The following is a 23,441-nucleotide window of genomic DNA, read 5'->3' on the forward strand; positions in this document are numbered from 1 at the left end:
CCGCGGTCAGAAGCCGCCGCGCTGCCAGGGGCCCCAGACGGCGAAGCTGAGGCCCTTGGACGACTGGACGTTGACGTAGAGCGTGTGTCCGCCGGGGCCGAAGGTGGAACCGGCGAACTCGGCGCCGGAGTCGCCGTCGACGGGGGCCAGGCGGCAGAAGTCGAAGATCTCACCGCGGCGGGTGAGACCCCGCAGGTAGTTCTCGCCGTTGCCGTCCTCGCAGAGGACCAGGGTGCCGCGGGGGCTGACGGTGACGTTGTCGGGCAGGTCGAGGGTGAGAGAGCCGGGCGACTCGTAGACGAGCTTCAGCCGCCCGCTCCACGTCTCGTACGCCCACACCTGGCCGCGTCCCTTGCCGAAGCCGCTGGGCGGGGTGTCGCCGGGGGCGGTCGCACCGCCCTGCGTGGAGACGAAGTAGACGGTGCCGTGGTGGTTGATCGCTCCCTCCAGCCGGGAGAAGATCGCCGCGCCCTTGTCCCGGCCCTGCTTGCCGACGGCCTGGATCGCGACGTCGTTGGCGGGGGTGCCGGTGAAGGTGGGGTCGGGGTCGTCGATGTCGACCCAGGTGGTCGCGTACGAGGCCCCGGCGGGCTGGCCGAGCGAGAGGTCCTTGCCCGGCGCGTCGCGCACGGCCAGCATCTGGAGCCTGCCGCCGTCGAGGATGCGGCCGGCCTTCATGGGGTTCTGCGGCGGCAGGTAGCGGTAGAAGCCGGAGGGGAAGCCGAAGTTGTCCTCGGTGAGGTAGACGGCGCCGGTGAGCGTGTCGAAGGCGGCCGACTCGTGGGCGAAGCGCCCGGCGCTTCTGATCGGGCCGCCGGCCCTGCCGTCGAGCGGCACCTCGAAGATGTAGCCGTGCTTGCGCTGGAGCTTGCTGTTGTCCTGGCCGGTGAAGTCGTTGCCGACGTCGGGCCCGTTGACGGTCTCCTCGCAGCTCACCCAGGCGCCCCAGGGCATCGGCCCGCCCGAGCAGTTCATCTGGGTGCCGGTCAGGCTGGGCCCCGAGCTGCGGACCTCGCCATAACGGGTGACGCGGAGCGTCGCGGTACCGCCGCCCGCGGCCGGGTCGTAGGCCGTGGCGGGGTCGCCGAAGGCGCCCACGGGCCCGTTGACCTCGTGGTTGCGGATGAGGATAGCGGTACCGGAGCGCCCGCGGAAGGCGGCCATGCCGTCGTGCCGGCCGGGCACGGTCGTGCCGTCGGAGAACTTCTCCCCCGCCGCGTTGAAGGAGCGGTAGTGGAACCCGTCCGGCAGGTGGAGCCGGACCACCCCGTCCCGCTCGTCGGCGACCGGCCGCAGCGGTCCGTAGCCGGCTCCGGGACGGGTGCGGCCGTCCAGCCCGGCCCGGGCGACTCCGGCGAACGGCCCGGCGATTCCGGCTCCGGCGGCGGCCAGCGCGGTGCTGCGGGCGAGGAAACGGCGACGATCCATCATGCGCCTCCCTTGGGGGGTGGATTCACGTCACGTTAATGCGCTGCCAGCAATCCGCTATATGGCATATATCGACAATTAATCGTGCCTGGTGACGGGCAGACCCCCTTCCCACCTCCGGCCGCCGGTAATCCATCGGCTTTATCCCCAGGCTGTGGATTCCGCCCCGGGCCGGTGGACGAGCGCTCCCCGCCTCGTCCCGCGGTTCACTCCACGGTGACCGACTTGGCCAGGTTCCGCGGCTGGTCGACATCGTGCCCCTTGGCCGTGGCCAGCTCGCACGCGAAGACCTGGAGCGGCACGGTGGCGACCAGCGGCTGCAGCAGGGTCGGCACGGCCGGGACGCGGATCAGCGTGTCGGCGTACGGCTCCACCGCGCTGTCGCCCTCTTCGGCGATGACGACGGTCCTGGCGCCCCTGGCGCGGATCTCCTGGATGTTGGAGACGATCTTGTCGTGGAGCACGCGCCGGCCCGACGGGGACGGCACCACCACGACGACCGGGAGCCCTTCGTCGATCAGCGCGATCGGGCCGTGCTTGAGCTCTCCGGCCGCGAAGCCCTCGGCGTGCATGTAGGCCAGTTCCTTGAGCTTCAGCGCACCCTCCAGCGCGACGGGGAAGCCCACGTGCCGGCCGAGGAAGAGCACGCACCGCTCGCCGGCCAGCGACCTGGCCAGCGCGCGGACCGGCTCCACGGTCGCGAGGACCTCGCTCACCTTGGCCGGCGTCTCCGCCAGCCGGTCGATGATCTCGGAGATCTCGTCGCCGGACATGGTGCCCCTGACCTGGGCGAAATAGAGCGCCATGAGATAGCAGGCGACCAGCTGGGTCAGGAACGCCTTGGTGGAGGCGACGGCCACCTCCGGGCCCGCGTGGGTGTAGAGGACGGCGTCGGACTCGCGGGAGATCGTGGAGCCGTTCACGTTGCACACGGCCAGCACCCGCGACCGCTGCTCCCGCGCGTGCCGGACGGCCATGAGAGTGTCCATCGTCTCCCCGGACTGGCTGATCACGACGACCAGCGTGTCGCGGGTGAGGATCGGGTCACGGTAGCGGAACTCGCTGGCCAGCTCCACCTCGCACGGCAGCCCGGCCCAGTGCTCGATGGCGTACTTGGCGATGAGCCCGGCATGGTACGAGGTCCCGCACGCGACCACGATGATCTTGGTGACGTCGCGGAGCTCCTGCTCGGAGAGCCGCACCTCGTCCAGCGTCAGCAGGCCGTCCGGCCCGACCCTGCCCAGGAGCGTGTCGGCGACCGCCTGGGGCTGCTCGGCGATCTCCTTGAGCATGAAGTAGTCGTGGCCGCCCTTCTCCGCGGCGGAGGCGTCCCAGTCGACGTGGTAGTCGCGTGTCTCGGCCGGGGCACCGGAGAAGTCGGTGACCGTGATCCCGGAGGGCCGCAGCTCGACCACCTGGTCCTGTCCCAGCTCCACCGCGTCACGCGTGTAGGCGATGAACGCCGCCACGTCCGAGCCGAGGAAGTTCTCCCCGTCCCCGCGCCCGACCACCAGCGGCGAGTTGCGCCGGGCCCCCACCACCACGCCCGGTTCGTCCACCGAGACGGCCAGCAGCGTGAAGGCCCCCTCCAGCCTCCGGCAGACCCTGCGCATCGCCTCCGCCAGCCCCTGGCCGGCGAACCCCTCCAGGAGGTGCGCCACCACCTCGGTGTCGGTCTCGGAGAGCAGCTTGTGCCCGCTCCCCTCCAGCTCGGCCCTGAGCACCGCGAAGTTCTCGATGATCCCGTTGTGGATGACCGCGATGCGCGCCCGGCAGTCGGTGTGCGGGTGGGCGTTGCGGTCGGTGGGGGCGCCGTGGGTGGCCCACCTGGTGTGCCCGATCCCGGTCGTCGCCCACGGCGTGGGCCGCCCGGCCAGCACGGAGCGCAGGTTCGCCAGCTTGCCCGCCCGCTTCTCCACGGTCAGCCCGCCGTCCTCGACCAGGGCGATCCCGGCGGAGTCGTACCCGCGGTACTCCAGCCGCACCAGCCCCTCGACGGCCACCTCCAGCGCCTGCCGCCGCCCGGTGTATCCCACGATCCCGCACATGGCCTGCCCCCCTCCTGCTCCTCCTGAGAGATGGACCGCCGAGCCTATGGAGAACCTCCCACGAAACCCAAGAATCCTGCCCGAGATCGGGCAACGGGATACCCCCACGGGGGCACGACAGGGCGATCAGTAGGCTTCCTGACTATGGCCCACGGTTTGGACACCGCGACACCGTACGTGCAGCTGAGCCGGGCGGAGTGGAGCGAGCTCCGCAAGAACACCCCCCTGACGCTCACCGCGGAGGAGCTCGAAGAGCTGCGCGGCGTCGACGACCCCATCGACCTGGCCGAGGTCACCGACATCTACCTGCCGCTCAGCCGGCTGCTGAACCTGCACTTCACCGGCGCCCGGCAGCGCAGCGCGGCGCTCAGCACCTTCCTCGGGGCGAGCCGGCGGCCCGCGCCGTACATCCTCGGCATCGCCGGGAGCGTCGCGGTCGGCAAGTCGACCACCGCCCGGCTGCTCCACACCCTGCTGGCCCGCTGGCCCGAGCATCCCCGGGTCGACCTGGTGACCACCGACAGCTTCCTGTACCCGAACGCGGTCCTCACCGAGCGCGGCATCATGCACCGGAAGGGTTTCCCGGAGAGCTACGACCGGCGGGCCCTGGTCAGGTTCGTCGCCGACGTCAAGGCGGGCACACCCGAGGTGACGGCGCCGGTCTACAGCCACCTGGAGTACGACATCGTGCCCGGCGCGACGCAGACCGTGCGCGGGCCCGACATCCTCATCCTTGAGGGGCTGAACGTCCTGCAGCCCGCCCCGCCCACCTCGCTCGCGGTCAACGACTACTTCGACTTCTCCATCTACGTGGACGCCAAGGTCGAGCACATCCGCGACTGGTACGTGGACCGCTTCCACAAGCTCCGGCGGACGGCCTTCGAGGACCCGAAGTCCTACTTCAAGCACCTCGCCGAACTGTCGGAGGAGGAGGCGACCGAGTTCGCCAGGAACGTGTGGCGCGACATCAACGAGCGCAACCTCGTGGAGAACATCTCCCCCACCCGGGGCCGGGCGGACCTGGTGCTGCACAAGGGCCGCGATCACTCCATCAGACGGGTGCGGCTACGCCGTACCTGAGGATCCGAAGAACTCCACCAGCACGGGCGCGAGTGCTTCCGGAGCCACGTCGTGCGTCTGCCCGTCGAGCGTCCGGTGTTCCGCGGCAGGCAGCGCATCCGCGGTGGCCTTCGCCGCCCGCCGGAGCCCCTGCGGGCTGGCCCCACCGGCGAGGACCAGCGCCGGAACGGTGATCGTCGAGGCCAGGTCACGTGGCACGCCGCCGCCGGCGAGCACTTCGTCGTCGTAGGCGAGCGTCGGGGCGATCGCCTCCAGCGTGGCCCAGCCCGGCTGCGCCCGGATGCCGGCGATGACCTGGGCAGGTACGCCGACGTTCGTCATGAACAGGGCTACGGCGTCGCCTTCGCGCCCGGCGTCGAGCAGTTCGTGGAGCCGTTCGGTGTACTCCTTGATCCGGGCGCCGTCTTCGGCCTCGGCCGTGAACGGCGGCTCGTAGAGCGCCAGCTTGGTGATTCCGGGACCGGCTGCCGCGGTCGCCAGGGCGAGAGCCGCGCCGGAGGAGATGGCGTAGACGTACGCCTCGCCACCGGCCTGCGCGATGAGGGCCTGGAGGTCCTCGACCTCGCGGGCGACCGCGTAGGGCAGGGTGTCCGAGCTTTCGCCCCGGCCGCGACGGTCGTAGGCGTAGACGGTGAAGGTGTCCTGCAGGAGCGCGGCGAGTGGCCGCATCGGCCCTGCGCCGCGGTGGCACATGGCGCCGTCGACAAGGACGAGCGCCGGCCCGCTGCCGGTGCGCTCGTAGGCGATCGTGGTGCCGTCGGCTGACGTGACTGTCGGCATTTCGTGCTCCCCGCTCTTATCGAGGTCCTTGCCGGGCGTTCAGACCGGCCACGTAGACGTCGAAACGGTCGAGGCTGGTGCTGAACCCAGCCCTCGCCTCGGCGCTGAGGTATGCGGCCGGCACGTTCGTCTGATGAGTGATCACCTCGGTCCGCCCGTCGCGCAGATCGACGAAGGTGATCGTGGTTCGCATGCCGCCTTCGACGTCGGGCTCGATCCACACCAGCCGCTCGGGACGGCGCACCTCGACGTAGACGGCCCGCATGGTGTGTGTGCTGCCGTCGGCATCACTGATCATGATGGTCTCGAAGACGCCACCGGGCCGCAGATCGATGGTGATGCCATCGACCGGCGTCGTCGTCCCGACCGGGCCCCAGAAATGGGTGAGGTGCTCGGGTGTCGTCATGCAGTCGAACAGCAACTCGGGCGACGCTCGGTGCACACGCCGGTAGGTCAGCTCGCCGACCTCGGTCATCGTGTCGTCCCCCCGTCCTGACGCTGCCCGGCCTGCAGGGTGGCCAGATGCGCGTCGAGGCGGTCATGGCGGTCGGCCCAGATCCGCCGGTGACGTGTGATCCAGCCGACGGCCGCATCGAGGCGCTCGGCGTCCAGGACGCAGGGCCGTGACTGCGCGGTGCGGGTCCGCGAGATCAGGCGGGCGCGTTCGAGCACCTTCAGGTGTTTGGAGACCGCTTGCTGCGTCATCGTGAACGGTTCGGCGAGCTGGTTCACCGTCGCGTCACCGTGAGCCAGGCGCTCCAGGATCGCGCGCCTGGTGGGGTCGGCCAGCGCCGAGAACACCAGGCTCAACTCGTCTTCGACTACTGCCATGCCCCGACCCTACTCACAACCACAAGTTTGCACAACCAGCTAGTTGTATAAAATCGCGAGCTCATGGGTGGCGGACCGGTTCGGACTTCAGTGGGCCACGGCGCAGGCCCTAAGGTTGGCCCGTGCTGCATCTACGCGTGATCAGCCCGCCCGAACTGTCCGATGAGGCGCTGAAGGCGATCGACGAGTGCCTCGGCGTCGTCAACCTCGTCGTACTGCCCGGTGCGGCGCGCTCCCCCCGGGGCGACCTGATCCAGTTCGACGTCGCGCGCGAGGCCGCCAACGAGGTGCTCGAGCGGCTACAGGGGCTCGGCCTGCACGGGGAGGGCTCGATCGCCGCCGAGCAGGTCGACCTGTCGATCTCCGAGGCGGCCGAGCGCGCCCAGGAGGAGGCTCCCGGTGACGGGGACGACGCGGTGGTCTGGGCGCAGTTCGCCCAGCGGGTCGACGACGACTCCCGGACCACCTGGGCCTTCTTCGCGTTCCTCGTGATCGCCACACAGCTAGCCGCGATCGGTGTGATCGTCAACTCGCCGATCCTGATCGTGGGCGCGATGGTGCTGGGCCCGGAGTTCGGCGCGATCGCGGCCATCTGCTTCGGCCTGCTCCGCGCCGACCGGGGCCTGATCGGCCGCGCGCTGCGCACCCTGGCCGTCGGCTTCGCCGTCGCGATCGCGGTCACCTTCGCCTGCGCCCTGGTCGCCCGGTGGGTCGGCTGGATCGGCACCGGCTCGCTGACCGGGCACGAGGAGATCGAGTTCATCGTCAAGCCCGACCGGTGGTCGTTCATCGTGGCGCTGCTCGCCGGGGCGGCCGGGGTGCTCTCGGTGACCGCGGGCAAGTCGTCGGCCCTGGTCGGCGTGTTCATCTCGGTGACCACGGTCCCGGCGGCCGGATACTTCGCGGTCGCCGCGGCGCTGACCCGCTGGGAGGACATGGCGGGATCGGTCGCCCAGCTCGGCGTGAACGTCGCAGGGATGATCATCTCTGGCACGCTCGTCCTGCTCGTGCAGCGGGCCTACTGGTCCCGGTTCGGCATGCGCCTTCCGGCGGCGCCGAAGAAGTAGGCACCCGGCCTCCCATCGGACCGGCGGTCCGAACCGGACTTTCGGACGAGGGTGTCTCGTCCGGACGGCGGAGGATTTCCCCACCGCGGATGGATAGTGTCCGACCATGACTATCCTCGCCACCGAGGGACTGACGAGGCGCTTCCCCCGGGTGACGGCGCTCGACCGGCTCACCGTGACCGTCGGCCCCGGCGTGACCGGCCTGGTCGGCGCCAACGGCGCGGGCAAGTCCACGCTCATCAAGATCCTGCTCGGCCTGCTCGAACCCAGCGAGGGCGGTGCCCGGGTGCTCGGCATGGACGTGACGTCCCAGGGCGCCGAGATCCGCCGGGTCGTGGGCTACATGCCCGAGCACGACTGCCTGCCGCCGGACCTGTCCGCCACCGAGTTCACCGTCCACATGGCCCGGATGTCGGGCCTGCCGCGCACCGCGGCCCGCGAGCGCGCCGCCGACGTGCTGCGCCACGTCGGCCTGTACGAGGAGCGCTACCGCGCCATGGGCGGTTACTCCACCGGCATGAAGCAGCGGGTGAAGCTGGCCCAGGCCCTGGTGCACGACCCGCGCCTGATCATGCTGGACGAGCCCACCAACGGCCTCGACCCGCAGGGCCGCGACGAGATGCTCGGGCTGATCCGCAGGATCGGCTCCGAGTTCGGCATCAGCGTGCTGGTCACCTCCCACTTGCTGGGCGAGCTGGAGCGGATCTGCGACCACGTCATCGTGATCGACGGCGGCAGGCTGCTGCGCTCCTCGGCGATCGGCGAGTTCACCCAGCGCACCGAGACCGTGACCGTCGAGGTCGAGGAGGGGCAGGACGCGCTGGCGGCCCGCCTGACCGAGCTGGGCGAGACCGTCACCGTGCACGGCCGGATGCTGCTCGTCGGCGTCCGCGCCCCGGAGACGTTCGACGCGGTCCGCGACGCCGTCTGCGAGCTCGACCTCTGCCTCGTCCGGATGGAGCAGGGCCGCCAGCGCATCGAGGACGTCTTCCGGGAGCCGGCCAATGTCTGAACCCACGGGTGTCATCCACGACATCGGATACCGCCACTACGACGGGGTGCGGCAGGGCCGCGGCCAGGCCACCGCGGCCCTGGCCGTGCACAGCCTGCGCGGGATCTTCGGGATCGGCCGCACGGCCCGCTCGAAGATCATCCCGTTCACGCTCGTGGGCGTCATGCTGCTGCCCGCGGTGGTCGCCATCGCGGCCATGGCGCTGGCCAAGCAACATCTCATGGGCTACACCGGATACGCCGTCATCATGCAGACCGTGATGGCGATCTTCCTGGCCTCGCAGTCGCCGTACGCCGTGGCGCCGGACCTGCGCTTCCGGGTGCTGCCGCTCTACCTGTCGCGCCCGGTCACGCTGGGCGACTACGTCGGCGCGAAGCTCGCCGCGATGGCGACGGCGATGTTCCTGCTGCTGGCGGTGCCGCTCACCGTGCTGTACATCGGCGAGGTGATCGTGGACCTGCCCGGCGGCACGCGCACCGGCGACTACCTCACGGCCATGGCCGGCGCGGTCTGCTACGCGGTGCTGCTGTCCTGCATCGGGATCGCCATCGCCTCGTTCACCCCCCGGCGCGGCCTGGGCGTGGCCGCGATCATCGCCTTCTACCTGCTCACGACCGCCGTCTCGGCCGTGCTGTTCGCGGCGCTGGAGGCCATGGGCAACGACGAGACCGCCGCGTGGGCGTGGCTGATCAACCCGTTCCTCCTCGTCGACGCCGCCGTGCAGGTGGGCCTCTTCGGAGCGGCGTCCATGGCGAGCACCGCCTACCCGTCCGGCGGAGGCCCGGTCGCCGGTGTGATCATGATCCTGCTGATCGCCGGGTCCGTGGCGGCCCTGATCGCGCGCTACCGGAGGGCGGCCTCCCGATGAACCTCGAACTCACCCAGGTCTCCCGCTGGTACGGCAACGTGGTCGCCGTCAACGACGTCACGATGACCATCCGCCCCGGCGTCACCGGGCTGCTCGGCCCGAACGGGGCGGGCAAGTCCACGCTGCTGCACATGATGGCCGGCTTCCTGGCGCCGTCGAGCGGGACCGTCACCCTCGACGGCACCACGATCTGGCGCAACCACCAGATCTACCGCTCGATCGGCCTGGTCCCCGAGCGCGAGGCCGTCTACGGCTTCCTCACCGGCTGGCAGTTCGTGCTCTCCAGCGCGCAGCTGCACCGCCTCCCCGACGCGGAGGACGCCGCGCGCAAGGCCCTCGCCACGGTGGAGATGGAGAGCGCCAAGGACCGCAGGATCGAGACGTACTCCAAGGGCATGCGCCAGCGCGTCAAGGTGGCCGCGGCGCTTGTGCACGACCCGCAGGTCCTCCTGCTCGACGAGCCGTTCAACGGCATGGACCCGCGCCAGCGCCTGCACCTGATGGACCTCGTCCGCGCCATGGGAACCGCGGGCAAGACCATCCTGTTCAGCTCGCACATCCTGGAGGAGGTGGAGCGGGTCGCCCAGCACATCGAAGTCCTGGTCGCCGGCCGGCACGCCGCCTCCGGCGACTTCCGGGAGATCCGCCGCCGGATGACGGACCGGCCGCACCTGTTCCGGGTCCGCTCCAGCGACGACCGCCGCCTGGCGTCCGCGCTGATCGCCGACGCCTCCTCGGGCTCGGTCTCGCTGACCGCGGCCGGCCTGGAGGTGCAGGCCGTCGACTTCCGGCGCTTCACCTGGCTGCTGCCCCGGGTCGCCCGGGACGCGGGCGTGCGGGTCTGGCAGGTCTCCCCGGCGGACGAAGACCTGGAGAGCGTCTTCTCCTACCTGATCAACAGGAGCAGCTGACCATGAACGGTGTCATCGCCGGAATCTCCTACCGCGCGCTCCTGGGCCGCCGCCGGATCTGGCTGCTGGTCATGCTGCCCGCGGTGCTGGTCGCCCTGGCCGGCCTGCTCCGCTACTTCGGCGGCCCCAGCGAGCGGATCGCGGTCGCGCTGATGGAGACCTTCGCCATCGGCACCATGCTGCCGTTGCTCGGCCTGATCGCGGGGACCGGAGTGATCGGCCCGGAAATCGACGACGGTACGATCGTCCACCTGCTGTCCAAGCCGATCGCCCGGCCGGTGATCGCGCAGACCAAGTTCGCGGTGGCCGCCTCGATGCTGGCGGTGTTCGCCGCGGTGCCGACCCTCGTCGCCGCCTACCTGCTGATCGGCTTCGAATCCGGCGTCGCCCTCGGCTTCACGGTCGGCGCGCTGGCGGGCGGGATCGCGTACGCCGCGGTGTTCATGCTGCTGGGCGTGCTGACCCGGCACGCGGTCACGGTCGGCATCGTGTACGCGCTCATCTGGGAGGGCGTGGTCGGCGGCTTCGTCCCCGGCGCCCAGAAGTACTCCATCCAGTACTGGGCCCGGTCCATCGCCGACCAGCTGTCCTCCTCGGCCTTCCTGTCCACCGAGGTCACCGTGGGCTTCGCCGTCCCCGCCCTGGTCGTCGTCACCGTCGGCGCGGTCGTCTGGGCGGGACAGCGGCTGCGGAGCTTCTCCCTGACCGGGGACGAGTGACCGGCCGGGGTGGGGTGCCGGCCAGGTGACCGGATCACCCCACCCCGGCGGCTCGGACACAGCCGAACCGCCCGGTGCGGGCGGCCCGATCTCGAAACGGGCCGCCCGCACCGGGCGGTTCCAGTACAGAACGGCCCCGCGCCGGGCGGTTCAGACACAGGCCGTGCGGACGACCTCGGCCAGGTGGCCCGCCAGGCGTTCGGCCTGTTCGGCGGAGGACGCCTCGACCATGACGCGGATCATCGGCTCGGTGCCGCTCGGCCGGATCAGCACCCGGCCGTTCTCCCCCAGCTCCGACTCGGCCACGGCGACCGCCGCGGACAGCTCCGGGACCGAGGCCTTGGCCCGGTCGACGTCCTTGACGTTGACCAGAACCTGCGGCAGGCGGGTCATCACCGAGGCCAGCTCCGCCAGCGACCTGCCCTCGCGCGCCATGACCGCCAGCAGGTGGAGCGAGGTCAGCACACCGTCGCCGGTGGTGGCGTGGTCGAGCATGATGACGTGGCCGGACTGCTCGCCGCCGAGGTTGTGACCGCCGGCCCGCATGGCCTCCAGGACGTAGCGGTCGCCGACGGCGGTCTCGACGACGTCGATGCCGGCGTTCCTCATCGCGATCTTGAAGCCCAGGTTGGACATGACCGTGGCGACCACGGTGTCACCGGCGAGCTTCCCCTCGGCGTGCATGGCCATGGCGAGCACCGCCATGATCTGGTCGCCGTCGACGACCTCGCCGGTATGCGAGACCGCCAGGCAGCGGTCGGCGTCACCGTCGTAGGCGATTCCGATGTCCGCGCCGCGGGAGACGACGATCTGCCGGAGCTTGTCCAGGTGGGTGGAGCCGACCCCGGCGTTGATGTTGAGGCCGTCGGGACGCGCCCCGATCGTCTCCACCGTGGCCCCGGCCCGCAGCAGCGCTTCCGGAGCCACCGTGTGGGCCGCGCCGTGGGCGCAGTCGACGACCACGTTCAACCCGTCGAGGCGACCGGTCACGGTCGACAGCAGATGGGACACGTAACGGTCGGCCTCGCCGTACGCTTCGCGCACGCGACCGACCGAGGCGCCGACAGGGCGCTCCCACTTCTCGCCGAGCCGCTGCTCGATCTCGTTCTCCACCGCGTCGGGCAGCTTGTGGCCGCCGCGGGTGAGGAACTTGATCCCGTTGTCCGGGGCGGGGTTGTGGGAGGCGGAGATCATCACGCCCATGTCGGCTCTGAGAGCCGTGGTGAGGTACGCGACCGCCGGGGTGGGCAGCACGCCGAGCCGGAGGACGTCCACGCCAGACGACGCAAGGCCGGCGACCACTGCGGCCTCCAGGAATTCTCCCGAAGCCCGCGGGTCCCGGCCCACGACGGCGATCGGGCGGCCTCGCCGCCCGACGCTGGCATTGAACGCCCCGGCATCGCCGAGGACATGAGCCGCGGCCACGGACAGGTCCATGGCGAGCTCGGCCGTGAGGTCGCGGCCCGCGACCCCACGTACCCCGTCGGTGCCGAAAAGGCGCCCCAACTTAACGCTTGCTGTACTGCGGCGCCTTGCGGGCCTTCTTGAGGCCGTACTTCTTGCGCTCGGTGGCACGAGCGTCACGGGTCAGGAAGCCGGCCTTCTTCAGCGGCGGGCGGTTGCCCTCGACGTCCAGGGTGGCCAGCGCGCGGGCGAGGCCCATGCGCAGCGCACCGGCCTGGCCGGTGACGCCGCCACCGCTGATGCGGGCGATGACGTCGAACTGGTCCTCGGCGCCGAGCGTCACGAAGGGCTCGTTGACGATCTGCTGGTGGACCTTGTTCGGGAAGTAGACGTCGAGCGGGCGGCCGTTGATCGTCCAGCGGCCGGTGCCCGGCACGATGCGGACACGGGCGACGGCCTCCTTGCGACGGCCGGTGCCGTACGAGTTGCCGGTCGCAACGGGCTTGCGGACGGCGGCGTCGCCGCTGACAGTGGACTCGGAGGTGTACTCGGAGGGGAACTCCTCCGAGGAGTACGCATCCTGATCGCCCTCGAAGGGCGTCTCGACACCGGTGGGCTCAGCCACGGTTCTCCTCTAACTTTCCTACTCGGCGTCGGCCGTCGGCCAACGCTGCTGGCGACAAGCAGCTAGCGACTACTGGGCGATCTGGGTGAGCTCGAAGGACACCGGCTTCTGAGCCTGGTGCGGGTGCTCCGAGCCGGCGTAGACCTTGAGCTTCTTGATCATCTTCCGGCCGAGGGCGTTCTTGGGCAGCATGCCCTTCACGGCCTTCTCGATGGCGCGGTCGGGACGCTTGTCCATGAGCTCGCCGTAGGTCATGGAACGCAGACCGCCCGGGTAGCCCGAGTGGCGGTACGCCTTCTTCTGCTCAAGCTTCTTGCCGGTCAGCGCGACCTTGTCGGCGTTGATGACGATGACGAAGTCACCCGTGTCGACGTGGTTGGCGAAAATCGGCTTGTGCTTACCGCGGAGCAGGTTCGCGACGTGGCTGGCCAGCCGGCCAAGCACGATGTCGGTGGCGTCGATGATGTACCACTGACGCTCGACTTCGGCAGGCTTGGGTGTGTACGTGCGCACGGTCGTATGCCTTCTTTGCTCGCGTCTTCGGGGCTGTCGGAGCTGACAGCAACATGGTCGGTAGGTGCGGGCACACGACAGCCCGGACCTTCCGTCTCCCAAGTTTCGAGGAGATGACGCCGGACGCGCCGCGCATCGGTCTACGGAGGAGACCAATTCGCACACAACGAACTAGCAGGATACCGGCGCCGGGGAGCACGGGTCAAAATGACACGACTCCCAGCCGGTTCCCCCGGAAGTCTACCGGCGACGCGGCGGTACCCGGGAACCGACTCGCAAAGGGCACGGACGGTCGCGGCGCGACTGGAGAGTACGGTTCCAATACGTTCTCGACATTCTCTTCTTCCCCACCGCAAACATCTCTATCTTTGATAGCGGTATGTGGCAGCTTCCTCACCCCCGGCATCCCCAGCGGACGCGCCTGCGCCGCATGGGACTGTTCGCATGCCTGATGAGCGTGCTGCTGATCGGTTTCATCATCGGCCGGAACACCCGGAACGAGGACCCGGCCGAGCAGATCTACCTGAACAACGCCGGGCCGGCCTCACCCACCCCCACCGCGGTCAGGGGGGACAAGGTCGCCGAGCGCTCCCCCCTCGCCAGGGTCGCCCACCCCTCCGCCACCCCCACGACGCGGCAGGAGCGGCAGACCCCGAGCCCCACCCCGGAGCCCTCCGACGCGGACGACCGGTGGCTCGACGACGGGCCCTCGCGCTACGTCATCAACGGCGACGACGACGGCGGCGTCGCCTTCGCCCTCGGCGCGATGGAGAGCGAGGTCGTCCGGCTCGTCAACATCGAGCGCAGGCGGGCCCGGTGCGCGCCGCTCCGGGTCGACAGGCGGCTGACCCGGTCGGCCAGGGCGCACTCCTCGGAGATGGCCGACACCGGCAAGTTCTCCCACACCTCCCCCGACGGCAAGTCCCCCTGGGAGCGGATGGAGGCCGCCGGCTACGGCAACGGCGGCGCGGAGAACATCGGGCGCGGCTACACCTCCGCCGAGCAGGCGGTGCGGAGCTGGATGGAGACCACCGGCCACCGGCGCAACATCCTCAACTGCGAGCTCAAGGCCACCGGTGTCGGGGTGGTCCAGGGCCCCGAAGGTCCGTGGTGGACCCAGGACTTCGGATACAGCTGAGTCAACCGGGCCCGATCCGGGGCTAGTCTCGGCGCATGGGTTTTCCCGGGGAGCCTCCGCGCCGCCAGCCTTACGACCAGCCTGTCACGTCGTCACCGCCCGCACAGGGGCAGCACTGGTTCGAGCCCGCGCCGCACGACCGCGCCGCCGAACCCCCGCCGTACGCCCAGCAGCCCCACTCCCAGGACCCCCGCTTCCAGCAGCCTCATCCGCAGGAGCCCCGTTTCCCCGGCTCTCAGGGCTTCCAGGAGGCCCGGCTCCAGGAACCGCCGCCCCAGGAACCGCCGGCCGCACAGCCGCCGTCCTCGCGGCCGCGGCCCGAGGAACCCAAGCGGGAGATGTGGAGCCCCTACGACGAGGGGCCCCGCGCCCGCCGTCCGATCTACATCGCGGCCGGCGCGCTCGCCCTGCTGGTCGCCGGGGGCTTCGGCCTGGCCTTCCTGGCCGACTCCGACTCCGCTCCGGCGCCCGCGGCCGCGAGCCCCACGGCCGGGAATCCCGTCGCGCCCCCTCCCAACATCGCCAACGGCCGGTTCGGCTTCGCCTCCTCCCGGAGCACCGATCCGTACGCGCTCACGCTGAACGAGTTGTTCAAGCGCAAGAAGGTAAGCGTCGACGGGCGCAGCTACCTGATGACCACCCGCAGGGCCGACAAGAAATGCGGCAACGCGGTGGTCGGCGCCAAGCTCCAGAAGGCCCTCACCGGTGCCAGGTGCACCCAGTTCCTGCGGGCCAGCTTCCGTGACGCCGCCGGAAAGATCATCGGTACCGTGGGAGTCGCCAACCTCAAGACCTCCGCGGGGGCGACGAAGGTGGCCAAGGCCAGCACGGGCAAGGAGCGGGAGGAGTACATCAAGCCGCTGCCCGGTAAGGATAAGGTCACCAAATTTCTCGGCACCGGCGAGGCGTTCGTGGGCCAGTGGGGCTACGGGCACTACACCGTGATGGTCTGGTTCCAGTACAAGGACGGGCACGCTCCGACGAAGACCGAGGTCAAGAAGCTGAACCAGGCGGCCTTCGGGGTGGTCGACGCGACCATCACCCCCGCGCTGGAGTCGCGTGCGCTGACCGGCAAGCGCCCCTGAGATCGACCCGCAAGCACTCCCGAGCGACCCTCAAAGGGTACTTTCAGCTAGAAATCCGGCGGGCGATACCGTCCATATCCGCATGGCGATCTCCGGGTGTCGCTAGGCTGCGGCATATGCGTGGCCAGGAATCCGGGTCCGAGCACCACCGTGAAGCCGAGGGTTCGGCCGCACCGGCGACGCCACCGCCGAGTTTCGGCCAGCCTTCGCCGCACGCGCCGCGGACCGACCTCTCAGGTGACGAGCACCCCCATCCCCCGACGGCGTGGCCCGAGGGGAGCCCCGGGGCCGCCCAGCCGTGGACCATCCCCGCCGGCGACGGCGCCCCCTACGACTGGTACGCCGAGCCCGAGGGCGACCCCGCCCCCTGGGCCGGCTTCCCCCGGCAGGACACCCCTGCCGACTCCGGTCCTTCCTGGCAGAGCCCCGCCGGACCCGGCCCCGCCGACCGCTCCGGCCCCGGCTCTCCCGGGCAGGGCCCCTCCGGCGAGGCGGCCGCCCCCGCGTGGCCCGCGCCCCCTCCCGCCCTGACTCCGCCCGCCCCGAACGGGCCTGCCGTGCCCCCGTGGCCCGTCCCGCCCGCCGCCGCGGAGTCCACCCCGCCCGCCTGGCCCCCGCCGCCCGCGCCCGGGGACACCCCGCCCTGGCAGAGCACCTCCACCGAGACGACCGCCCCCGCCTGGATCGCCACTCCGCTGCCCTCGGAGCACACCGTCCCGTCGTGGCCCGGGGCATCCACACCCGCGGAACCCGCGGGCCCGTCGTGGCACGGTCCGGTGGCTGGCGGCGAGCGCTCGCGGGACGCGGGGCCCGGCCCGCTGAACGACCCGCCGCTGTCCACCGCGCCGATCGTGCCGGGCGCACCGCCGTGGCAGCCGCCCCCTGCCTTCACCGCCGCCGCCGCGGGCATGCAGGTCTGGCCCTCGTCCGGTGACGGGGCGCCCTGGCCCGCCGCCACCGGCGAGCCGGTCTGGCCCGACTCCGACGAGGCGGTCGCCCGCCCGGGCGAGCCCGGTGACGTCGCCGTCTGGCCGCCGAGCGCGGTCTCGCCGGACGGCCCCGACGAGAGCACCCTCAGGGTCCGCCTCTCCGGCCCGTCCCCGCACGCGTCCCAGGAGCCCGCGGCCCCACCCGTGCCCGGCACGGACCCGCACGCCCCCGGCCGGGGCCCCGCGTCCGGCCCCGGCGCCCACGAGGCGGATGCGGTCCCGGCCGACGGCGCCGGTCCGCAGGTCCCGGGGCCGGGCGCGGGCCCGTCCTCCCTCCCGGCCGCACCGCCGGTGGCCGAGCCCGGCCGGCACACGTCCCCCCAGGCGCCGGCCCCGCACACCGCGGGCCCGGAGACCCCGGTCCCGCACACCGCGGGGGCACACGGTACGGGCTCGCCCGCCGCAGGCGGACCCGGCGCTGGCTCACCACCGCCCGACGAGGCCGGGCGGCACGCCGGAACCGGGCAGCACACCGCGGAACAGCCGTTTCCGGGCGAGCCGGGGGCACAGCACGCCGTGCCGTCGCCTCCTGCGGCCCCGGCCCCCGTTCCCGCGCCGAGGTCCGCGCCCGCCGCGCAGGCATCGGCGCCCGAGCCCGGGCCGGCTTCCCCGGTGCCCGCGTCGCCCGTACCGCCCGCCGAGCCGGCCGATCACGTCACGACGCCGCCCCAGGTGTCCCAAGCGCCCGCCCCCGGTACGCCCGCGGGGTTCCCGGACGAGGCGACGCCGCCCGGCGGCATCCCGGTAGTCCCCCCGCCGTTCCCGCCTCCCGCGCCGCCGCCTCCGGTGCCGGCTGGCGGACAGCCACCGGCCGAGCCCACCGAACCCGCGATGACGCGCGGACCGTTCACGCCGCTCTCGGAGTTCACCCCCGAGCCACCGCCTGCCCCGCCGGAGCCGCAGGGTAAGGGCAAGACGGGCACCATGCTCGTCGCGGCCGTGATCGCGGTGGTGGTGGTCGGCATCGGCACCGGCGCCTTCTTCGCCTACCAGTCGTTCAACGCCGGGCAGGAGACCTCGGCGGCTCCGGCACCCGCCTCGGAGAGTCTCGACCCGGCCGACGAACCGGACATCACCTCCGAGCCCGAAACGATCAACACCACGATGCTCAACTCGGAGAAGACCGACCCGGGCACGATGACCGTGGCCGCCGCCTTCGGCAAGAAGGTGACCGTGGCCGGGACGACGTTCACCCGGGTCAAGACCGACGTCACCGAGGAGTGCCACAAGGCGGCGGCCGGCACGTTCGCCGACACCCTGCGCAGCCAGGAATGCCGCCGGGTGCTCCGGGCCACCTACGTGGACCGCAAGAAGAAGTACGCGGTGACCACGGGAATCGCCGTCCTGCCCACCCGCGAGTCAGCGATCGCCACCGACAAGGCCAAGGACCTCGGCAGCAACGTCTGGTTCCGCGGCCTGCCCGCGAAAGCCGGCTCGGGGGCAGATCGCGTGCACATCGCGGGCGGCTACGCGGCGGGCATGGTGTGGGGCCGCTACATCGTGTTCAGCTACGCCACCTTCAGCGACGGCCACACGCCGACCGCGAAGGAGAAGAACCTGGGCAAGATCAGTGGTGCGTTCCGCGACCAGACCGCCAAGGCCGTGGAGCGCCGGGTCACGAACTGAACGTGCGCACCCGGCGGGTCGCGGCAGCCCGCCGGGCGAGCTCCTCACCCGCGGGATAACGCACCTCCTCCAGGCAGAGCCCGTGCGCGGGCGCGACGTGCACCCCGGAGTCCCGTACGGCCCGGGTCAGCACCCGGCCGGGCCACTCCACGGGCAGGCGGCCCTCGCCGACGGGCAGGAGCGACCCGACGAGCGCCCGGACCATCGAGTGGCAGAACGCGTCGGCCACCACCGTGGCGACGACCAGGCCGTCCTCACGGGCCCAGTCGAGCCGCTGGAGTTCACGGATCGTGGTCGCGCCCTCGCGCTTCTTGCAGAAGGCCGCGAAGTCGTGCTCGCCCAGCAGGGCGGCGGCGGCCGCGTTGAGCCGGTCGACGTCGAGAGGGCGGGAGTACCAGAGGACCTCGCGGCGCCGGAGCGGATCGACCCCGCCCGGGGCGTCGCAGACGCGGTAGGCGTACCGCCTCGACAGCGCCGAGAACCGCGCGTCAAAGCCCTCAGGAGCCACCGTAACGCGATAAATCCTGACGTCAGGGGACAGAACACCGGCCAGGCGCCTGCAGAGCGCAGCAAGGCGCTCGTCGAGCTCCGCCGCGGACCCAGGCTCCGGCGAGGTCTCCCCCGCGGCGGTCCGGCGGCGGTTCCGGCTCTGCACCGCCTCCAGCGCGTCCGTCTCCAGGTCGAGGTGGGCCACCTGGCCCCTGGCGTGCACGCCGGCGTCGGTCCGCCCGGCCACGGTCAGCGCGGGGGGTTCGGCGACCCGGAGGATCCTGCCGAGCGCCGCCTCGATCTCCCCCTGGACCGTCCGCCGCCCGGGCTGCTTGGCCCAGCCGGAGAAGTCGGTGCCGTCGTAGGCGAGATCCAGACGCAGCCGTACCACGATGTTCCTCCCGAGAACGGGAACGGGCCCGGCACCTCCCGCGTGGGGGATGCCGGGCCCGTTCACAGAGCCTGAGGGATCAGGCGTTGTCCTTCTTGGCCTCGGACTCCTCAGCCGGAGCCTCGGCGGCCTCCTCGGCGGCCTTCGGCTCCTCCGCGGCCTCGGCGCTCTCGGCCTTGGTCTCCTCGGTCTCCTTGACCTCGGGCTCCTTGACCTTGACGTCCTCGGTCCGGCCGACGCGAACCGGGTTCAGCGGCTCGGAAACCAGCTCGATCACCGCCATGGGGGCGGCGTCACCCTTGCGGAGACCGACCTTGGTGATCCGGGTGTAACCACCGGGACGCTCGGCGAAGGTCGGCGCGATCTCGGTGAACAGGTGGTGGACGACACCCTTGTCCTTGACGACCGTCAGCACCTGGCGACGGTTGTGCATGTCGCCCTTCTTCGCCTTGGTGATCAGCTTCTCCGCCAGCGGGCGCAGCCGCTTCGCCTTGGCCTCGGTGGTCTTGATCCGGCCGTGCTGGAACAGCTGGGTGGCGAGGTTGGCCAGAATCAGCCGCTCGTGGGCCGGGCTACCGCCGAGACGGGCACCCTTGGTGGGCCTGGGCATTGGGTTCTCCTTGAGAGTCAACCCGCCCCGGCCGTGTGAGGTACCGGGGTCGGGCCGGGGGTCGGACGACCCCCGTTATGGAAAATCTCAGTACTGCTCGGTCTCGACGTACGCCGTGTCGTCGTCGTCGTAGCCGCCGCCGGCCACCGCGCTGGGGTCGAACCCGGGCGGGGAGTCCTTGAGCGCGAGCGACATCTCGTGCAGCTTCTGCTTGACCTCTTCGATGGACTTGGCACCGAAGTTGCGGATGTCGAGCAGGTCCTGCTCGCTGCGGGCCACGAGCTCACCCACGGTGTGGATGCCCTCGCGCTTGAGGCAGTTGTAGGAGCGAACGGTCAGGTTCAGCTCCTCGATCGGCAGCGCCAGGTCGGCGGCCAGGGCCGCGTCCTGCACCGACGGGCCGACCTCGATGCCCTCGGCGTCGACGTTCAGCTCGCGGGCGAGACCGAACAGCTCGACGAGGGTCTTACCGGCCGAGGCCACCGCGTCGCGGGGCTTCATGCACGGCTTGGTCTCGACGTCCAGGATCAGACGGTCGAAGTCGGTGCGCTGCTCGACACGGGTCGCCTCGACCTTGTAGGTGACCTTGAGCACCGGGGAGTAGATGGAGTCGATCGGAATGCGACCGATCTCCTGGCCCGGCTGCTTGTTCTGCGCGGCGGAGACGTAGCCGCGACCGCGCTCGACGGTCAGCTCCATCTCCAGCTTCGCCTTGCCGTTCAGCGTGGCGATGCGCAGCTCGGGGTTGTGCACCTCGACGCCGGCCGGGGGCGCGATGTCGGCGGCCGTGACGTCACCGGGGCCCTGCTTGCGCAGGTACATCACCACGGGCTCGTCGTGCTCGGAGGAGACCACCAGCTCCTTGAGGTTCAGGATGATGTCGGTGACATCCTCCTTGACGCCCGGCACGGTGGTGAACTCGTGCAGGACACCCTCGATGCGGATGCTGGTCACGGCCGCGCCCGGGATGGACGACAGCAGCGTGCGGCGGAGCGAGTTGCCGATGGTGTAGCCGAAACCCGGCTCCAGCGGCTCGATGACGAACTTGGACCGGGTCTCCTCGAGGGACTCCTCAAGGAGCACCGGGCGCTGAGCGATCAGCATGTGTGTTCTCCCCTTGCATGGCGGCGCCCGCTATATGACGCCGCTCGAACAACGAGCATAGGTGCCGTGCGACGTCCGCCGCACGGCACCCGGAGGAGCCGCTACTTGGAGTAGAGCTCGACGATCAGCTGCTCCTGGACCTGGGTGTCGATCTGCTGACGGACCGGGAGCTGGTGGACCAGGACGCGCATGGCGTCCGGGACGACGCCCAGCCACGCCGGGTACGTCTTGTCACCGGCGGTGGCGCGGGCCACCTCGTAGGGCATGAGGTTGCGCGACTTCTCGCGGACCTCGACGATGTCGTGCTCGCGCACGCGGTACGACGGGATGTCGACCTTCTTGCCGTTCACCAGGATGTGGCCGTGACGGACCTGCTGGCGGGCGGCATCGCGGGACTCGGCGAAACCGGCGCGGTAGATCACGTTGTCGAGACGGCTCTCCAGGATCTGGAGGAGGTTCTCACCGGTCTTGCCGCTCTTGCGGTTGGCTTCCTCGTAGTAGTTGTGGAACTGCTTCTCGAGGACGCCGTAGATGCGGCGGGTCTTCTGCTTCTCCCGGAGCTGGAGCTGGTACTCCGACTCCTTCGGACGGCCGCGGCCGTGCTCACCCGGCGGGTAAGGACGGATCTCGATGGGGCACTTCGCGGACTCGCACTTCTTGCCCTTGAGGAAGAGCTTGGTCTTCTCGCGGCGGCAGAGCTTGCAGTCCGCACCCGTGTAACGAGCCATTTTCTCTCTATCTCCTGGCGTCAGACGCGGCGGCGCTTGGGCGGACGGCAGCCGTTGTGCGGCACGGGGGTGACGTCCTGGATGGACCCGACCTCGAGGCCGGTCGCCTGCAGCGAGCGGATCGCGGTCTCACGGCCGGAGCCGGGGCCCTTGACGAAGACGTCGACCTTGCGCATGCCGTGCTCCATGGCGCGGCGAGCGGCGTTCTCCGCGGCCATCTGCGCGGCGAACGGGGTGGACTTACGGGAGCCCTTGAACCCGACGTGGCCGGCGCTGGCCCAGGAGATCACGTTCCCGTTCGGGTCGGTGATCGAGACGATCGTGTTGTTGAACGTGCTCTTGATGTGGGCGTGGCCGTGAGCGACGTTCTTCTTTTCCTTGCGGCGCACCTTCTTCGGGGCACCCTGGCGGCTCTTAGGAGGCATTGCTTGCCTTCACTCCTGAGGTCTTCGGTCCTGCGGCTACGCGGACTACTTCTTACCGGGCTTCTTCTTGCCGGCCACGGTCTTCTTCTTGCCCTTGCGGGTGCGCGCGTTGGTCTGCGTACGCTGACCGTGCACGGGAAGGCCACGGCGGTGCCGGATGCCCTGGTAGCACTGAATCTCGATCTTGCGACGGATGTCGGCCTGGACCTCGCGGCGGAGGTCACCCTCGATCTTGAAGTTGGCCTCGATGTAGTCACGCAGCGGGACGAGCTCTTCGTCGGTGAGCTGGTGGACCCGGAGGTCGCCGCTCACGCCGGTGGCCTTGAGGGTCTCGAGCGCGCGGGTGCGACCGATTCCGTAGATGTAGGTGAGAGCGATCTCCAGCCGCTTGTCGCGGGGGAGGTCGACGCCAACCAGGCGAGCCATGGTCGGGCATTCTCCTTCGTTGTGGCGGAGGTCCTACGCCGCACTTCCCCTCCCCATGCCCGGGGTGAGGGCCCCGGCCTCCGACCGGGGGTCTCTCGCGTGGTACGGCTGGTGCCGCCTGCGCGGGTGTGAGACGCGATGACTTTGTGTCCCTACATGGGTCGAGTCCGCCTCTTCTGAGCGGACTCTTGCGGGACTGCTGTTACGACTAGCCCTGACGCTGCTTGTGGCGCAGGTTGTCGCAGATCACCATGACGCGACCGTGCCGGCGGATCACCTTGCACTTGTCACAGATCTTCTTGACGCTCGGCTTGACCTTCATAGTCCTTACTCGTCCCTCAGACGCTTACTTGTACCGGTAGACGATCCGCCCACGACCGAGGTCGTAGGGGCTCAGTTCGACGACAACCCTGTCGTCAGGAAGAATCCGGATGTAGTGCATCCGCATCCGCCCGCTGATGTGGGCCAGGACCTTATGGCCGTTGTCGAGCTGCACCCGGAACATCGCGTTCGGGAGCGACTCAACCACAGTGCCCTCGATCTCGATGGCGCCGTCTTTCTTGGCCATGTCCCTCGCGTTTCACTGATCGGTCGTCTGAGGCTTCGGAACACTAAGCAGCCGCGACCATGCACTTCGATGAGAGCGACGGTTGCGACACCGCCGATGCGCAATGGTCATAGTGAACCGAAGAAGGAGTGTACGGCACCGGGCGAGGAAATGCGAAACGCACGGCCGGTACCCTGACACAACTGCTAACCAGGATACCCCAGTTTCCCGTCGAGGCGAGCGCGAGCAGGGCACGGGCCACCGTCAGGGGCGGGACACCGACATGGGCCCGCACCACCGTCACCGACCGGGACACCGACACGGGCACGGGCACGGGCACGCACCACCGTCACCGGCGGGGCGAGGCACCGGGACGTACGCCGCCTCCAGCGGCAGAGCAGGACACCGGGACACCGGGACACACCGCCGTTGCGGGCCGCGGAAGCGCTCCCCCCGGCCCACGACGCACCCGCACCGCGCCCGCCGGCACCTCTGACCGCGCGGTGCCCGCCCATGTCTCTGTCCGCACCGTGCCTGCCCATGTCTCTGTCCGTCCGGCGCCCGCCCGCGCCTCTCTTGTCACGCCCCGGATGTCCG

Annotated in this window: 25 protein-coding genes; 9 read left to right on the forward strand and 16 right to left on the reverse strand. The window is 70.6% G+C overall.

All coding sequences use genetic code 11. The features are described from left to right. Nucleotides 1-6: 6 nt before the first annotated feature. Nucleotides 7-1,431, reverse strand: coding sequence for an alkaline phosphatase PhoX (locus tag ABD841_RS11660; protein WP_344970537.1), 1,425 nt, complete (start codon nt 1,429-1,431; stop codon nt 7-9). Nucleotides 1,432-1,634: 203 nt separating this feature from the next. Then, nucleotides 1,635-3,476: a glutamine--fructose-6-phosphate transaminase (isomerizing) gene (glmS, locus tag ABD841_RS11665; protein ID WP_344970538.1), complete on the reverse strand. Its 1,842-nt coding sequence runs from the start codon at nt 3,474-3,476 to the stop codon at nt 1,635-1,637. A gap of 144 nt (nt 3,477-3,620) precedes the next feature. Between glmS and coaA the strand changes: the two genes are divergently transcribed. Further along, entirely contained in the window at nt 3,621-4,556 is a 936-nt protein-coding gene (gene coaA, locus ABD841_RS11670; RefSeq protein WP_425581976.1) for a type I pantothenate kinase, read from the forward strand. Here coaA and ABD841_RS11675 read toward each other — a convergent pair. Genes ABD841_RS11675 through ABD841_RS11685 form a run of 3 tightly spaced genes read right to left on the reverse strand, consistent with a single transcriptional unit; the run spans nt 4,542 to nt 6,167 of the window. After that, nucleotides 4,542-5,336 (reverse strand): alpha/beta fold hydrolase, encoded by a 795-nt coding sequence (locus ABD841_RS11675; RefSeq protein ID WP_344970540.1) that lies wholly within the window; start codon nt 5,334-5,336, stop codon nt 4,542-4,544. The genes coaA and ABD841_RS11675 overlap by 15 nt on opposite strands. Before the next feature lie 16 nt (nt 5,337-5,352). Beyond that, nucleotides 5,353-5,811, reverse strand: a complete 459-nt coding sequence (locus ABD841_RS11680) for an SRPBCC family protein (RefSeq protein ID WP_344970541.1) — start codon at nt 5,809-5,811, stop codon at nt 5,353-5,355. Beyond that, nucleotides 5,808-6,167, reverse strand: a complete 360-nt coding sequence (locus ABD841_RS11685) for an ArsR/SmtB family transcription factor (RefSeq protein WP_344970543.1) — start codon at nt 6,165-6,167, stop codon at nt 5,808-5,810. Before ABD841_RS11685 ends, ABD841_RS11680 begins: the two co-directional genes overlap by 4 nt. A 122-nt stretch (nt 6,168-6,289) precedes the next feature. Between ABD841_RS11685 and ABD841_RS11690 the strand changes: the two genes are divergently transcribed. The 5 genes from ABD841_RS11690 to ABD841_RS11710 all read left to right on the forward strand — a co-directional run bounded on the left by ABD841_RS11690 (nt 6,290) and on the right by ABD841_RS11710 (nt 10,744). After that, on the forward strand, nt 6,290-7,234 hold the full coding sequence (locus ABD841_RS11690; RefSeq protein ID WP_344970544.1) for a DUF389 domain-containing protein: 945 nt from the start codon (nt 6,290-6,292) through the stop codon (nt 7,232-7,234). Nucleotides 7,235-7,340: 106 nt separating this feature from the next. Continuing rightward, the gene (locus ABD841_RS11695; RefSeq protein ID WP_344970546.1) at nt 7,341-8,246 is read left to right on the forward strand and encodes an ABC transporter ATP-binding protein; all 906 of its coding nucleotides are present in this window, start codon (nt 7,341-7,343) and stop codon (nt 8,244-8,246) included. Then, nucleotides 8,239-9,114, forward strand: coding sequence for an ABC-2 transporter permease (locus tag ABD841_RS11700; protein ID WP_344970547.1), 876 nt, complete (start codon nt 8,239-8,241; stop codon nt 9,112-9,114). Before ABD841_RS11695 ends, ABD841_RS11700 begins: the two co-directional genes overlap by 8 nt. After that, nucleotides 9,111-10,025 carry an ABC transporter ATP-binding protein gene (locus ABD841_RS11705; protein ID WP_344970549.1) on the forward strand — a complete coding sequence of 305 codons (915 nt, stop codon included), beginning with the start codon at nt 9,111-9,113 and terminating at the stop codon, nt 10,023-10,025. Before ABD841_RS11700 ends, ABD841_RS11705 begins: the two co-directional genes overlap by 4 nt. Before the next feature lie 2 nt (nt 10,026-10,027). Next, entirely contained in the window at nt 10,028-10,744 is a 717-nt protein-coding gene (locus tag ABD841_RS11710) for an ABC transporter permease (protein WP_344970550.1), read from the forward strand. 150 nt (nt 10,745-10,894) lie between these two features. On the opposite strand, the gene glmM is transcribed toward ABD841_RS11710, so the two are convergent. The 3 genes from glmM to rplM form a co-directional block, all read right to left on the reverse strand. Further along, a complete protein-coding gene (gene glmM / locus ABD841_RS11715) occupies nt 10,895-12,250 on the reverse strand; it encodes a phosphoglucosamine mutase (RefSeq protein WP_344970552.1) in 1,356 nt (451 codons plus the stop codon). A gap of 1 nt (nt 12,251) precedes the next feature. After that, nucleotides 12,252-12,773, reverse strand: coding sequence for a 30S ribosomal protein S9 (gene rpsI / locus ABD841_RS11720; RefSeq protein ID WP_344970554.1), 522 nt, complete (start codon nt 12,771-12,773; stop codon nt 12,252-12,254). A 69-nt stretch (nt 12,774-12,842) separates the two neighbouring features. After that, a complete protein-coding gene (gene rplM, locus ABD841_RS11725; RefSeq protein ID WP_344970555.1) occupies nt 12,843-13,286 on the reverse strand; it encodes a 50S ribosomal protein L13 in 444 nt (147 codons plus the stop codon). A 430-nt stretch (nt 13,287-13,716) separates the two neighbouring features. Between rplM and ABD841_RS11730 the strand changes: the two genes are divergently transcribed. The 3 genes from ABD841_RS11730 (at nt 13,717) to ABD841_RS11740 (ending at nt 18,124) form a co-directional block, all read left to right on the forward strand. Beyond that, complete coding sequence (locus ABD841_RS11730; RefSeq protein WP_344970557.1) at nt 13,717-14,424, forward strand: CAP domain-containing protein; 708 nt, start codon at nt 13,717-13,719, stop codon at nt 14,422-14,424. A gap of 35 nt (nt 14,425-14,459) precedes the next feature. Next, nucleotides 14,460-15,509: a hypothetical protein gene (locus tag ABD841_RS11735; protein ID WP_344970559.1), complete on the forward strand. Its 1,050-nt coding sequence runs from the start codon at nt 14,460-14,462 to the stop codon at nt 15,507-15,509. 116 nt (nt 15,510-15,625) lie between these two features. After that, complete coding sequence (locus ABD841_RS11740; protein WP_344970560.1) at nt 15,626-18,124, forward strand: hypothetical protein; 2,499 nt, start codon at nt 15,626-15,628, stop codon at nt 18,122-18,124. On the opposite strand, the gene truA is transcribed toward ABD841_RS11740, so the two are convergent. From truA to infA, 8 genes are all read right to left on the reverse strand, one after another. Continuing rightward, nucleotides 18,114-19,004: a tRNA pseudouridine(38-40) synthase TruA gene (truA, locus tag ABD841_RS11745; RefSeq protein ID WP_344970561.1), complete on the reverse strand. Its 891-nt coding sequence runs from the start codon at nt 19,002-19,004 to the stop codon at nt 18,114-18,116. The genes ABD841_RS11740 and truA overlap by 11 nt on opposite strands. Before the next feature lie 79 nt (nt 19,005-19,083). Next, nucleotides 19,084-19,614, reverse strand: a complete 531-nt coding sequence (gene rplQ / locus ABD841_RS11750) for a 50S ribosomal protein L17 (RefSeq protein ID WP_344970563.1) — start codon at nt 19,612-19,614, stop codon at nt 19,084-19,086. 87 nt (nt 19,615-19,701) lie between these two features. Further along, nucleotides 19,702-20,718: a DNA-directed RNA polymerase subunit alpha gene (locus tag ABD841_RS11755; protein ID WP_344970565.1), complete on the reverse strand. Its 1,017-nt coding sequence runs from the start codon at nt 20,716-20,718 to the stop codon at nt 19,702-19,704. A gap of 101 nt (nt 20,719-20,819) precedes the next feature. After that, on the reverse strand, nt 20,820-21,446 hold the full coding sequence (gene rpsD / locus ABD841_RS11760; protein ID WP_344970566.1) for a 30S ribosomal protein S4: 627 nt from the start codon (nt 21,444-21,446) through the stop codon (nt 20,820-20,822). A 20-nt stretch (nt 21,447-21,466) separates the two neighbouring features. Continuing rightward, nucleotides 21,467-21,871: a 30S ribosomal protein S11 gene (rpsK, locus tag ABD841_RS11765; protein ID WP_020542285.1), complete on the reverse strand. Its 405-nt coding sequence runs from the start codon at nt 21,869-21,871 to the stop codon at nt 21,467-21,469. Nucleotides 21,872-21,916: 45 nt separating this feature from the next. Next, the gene (gene rpsM / locus ABD841_RS11770; protein ID WP_184538269.1) at nt 21,917-22,297 is read right to left on the reverse strand and encodes a 30S ribosomal protein S13; all 381 of its coding nucleotides are present in this window, start codon (nt 22,295-22,297) and stop codon (nt 21,917-21,919) included. A 208-nt stretch (nt 22,298-22,505) separates the two neighbouring features. Next, a complete protein-coding gene (rpmJ, locus tag ABD841_RS11775; RefSeq protein WP_003956441.1) occupies nt 22,506-22,619 on the reverse strand; it encodes a 50S ribosomal protein L36 in 114 nt (37 codons plus the stop codon). A 24-nt stretch (nt 22,620-22,643) separates the two neighbouring features. After that, nucleotides 22,644-22,865 (reverse strand): translation initiation factor IF-1, encoded by a 222-nt coding sequence (infA, locus tag ABD841_RS11780; protein WP_184538268.1) that lies wholly within the window; start codon nt 22,863-22,865, stop codon nt 22,644-22,646. Nucleotides 22,866-23,441: the final 576 nt, after the last annotated feature.

Source organism: Streptosporangium fragile (assembly GCF_039534445.1).
GTDB classification, from domain to species: Bacteria; Actinomycetota; Actinomycetes; order Streptosporangiales; family Streptosporangiaceae; genus Streptosporangium; species Streptosporangium fragile.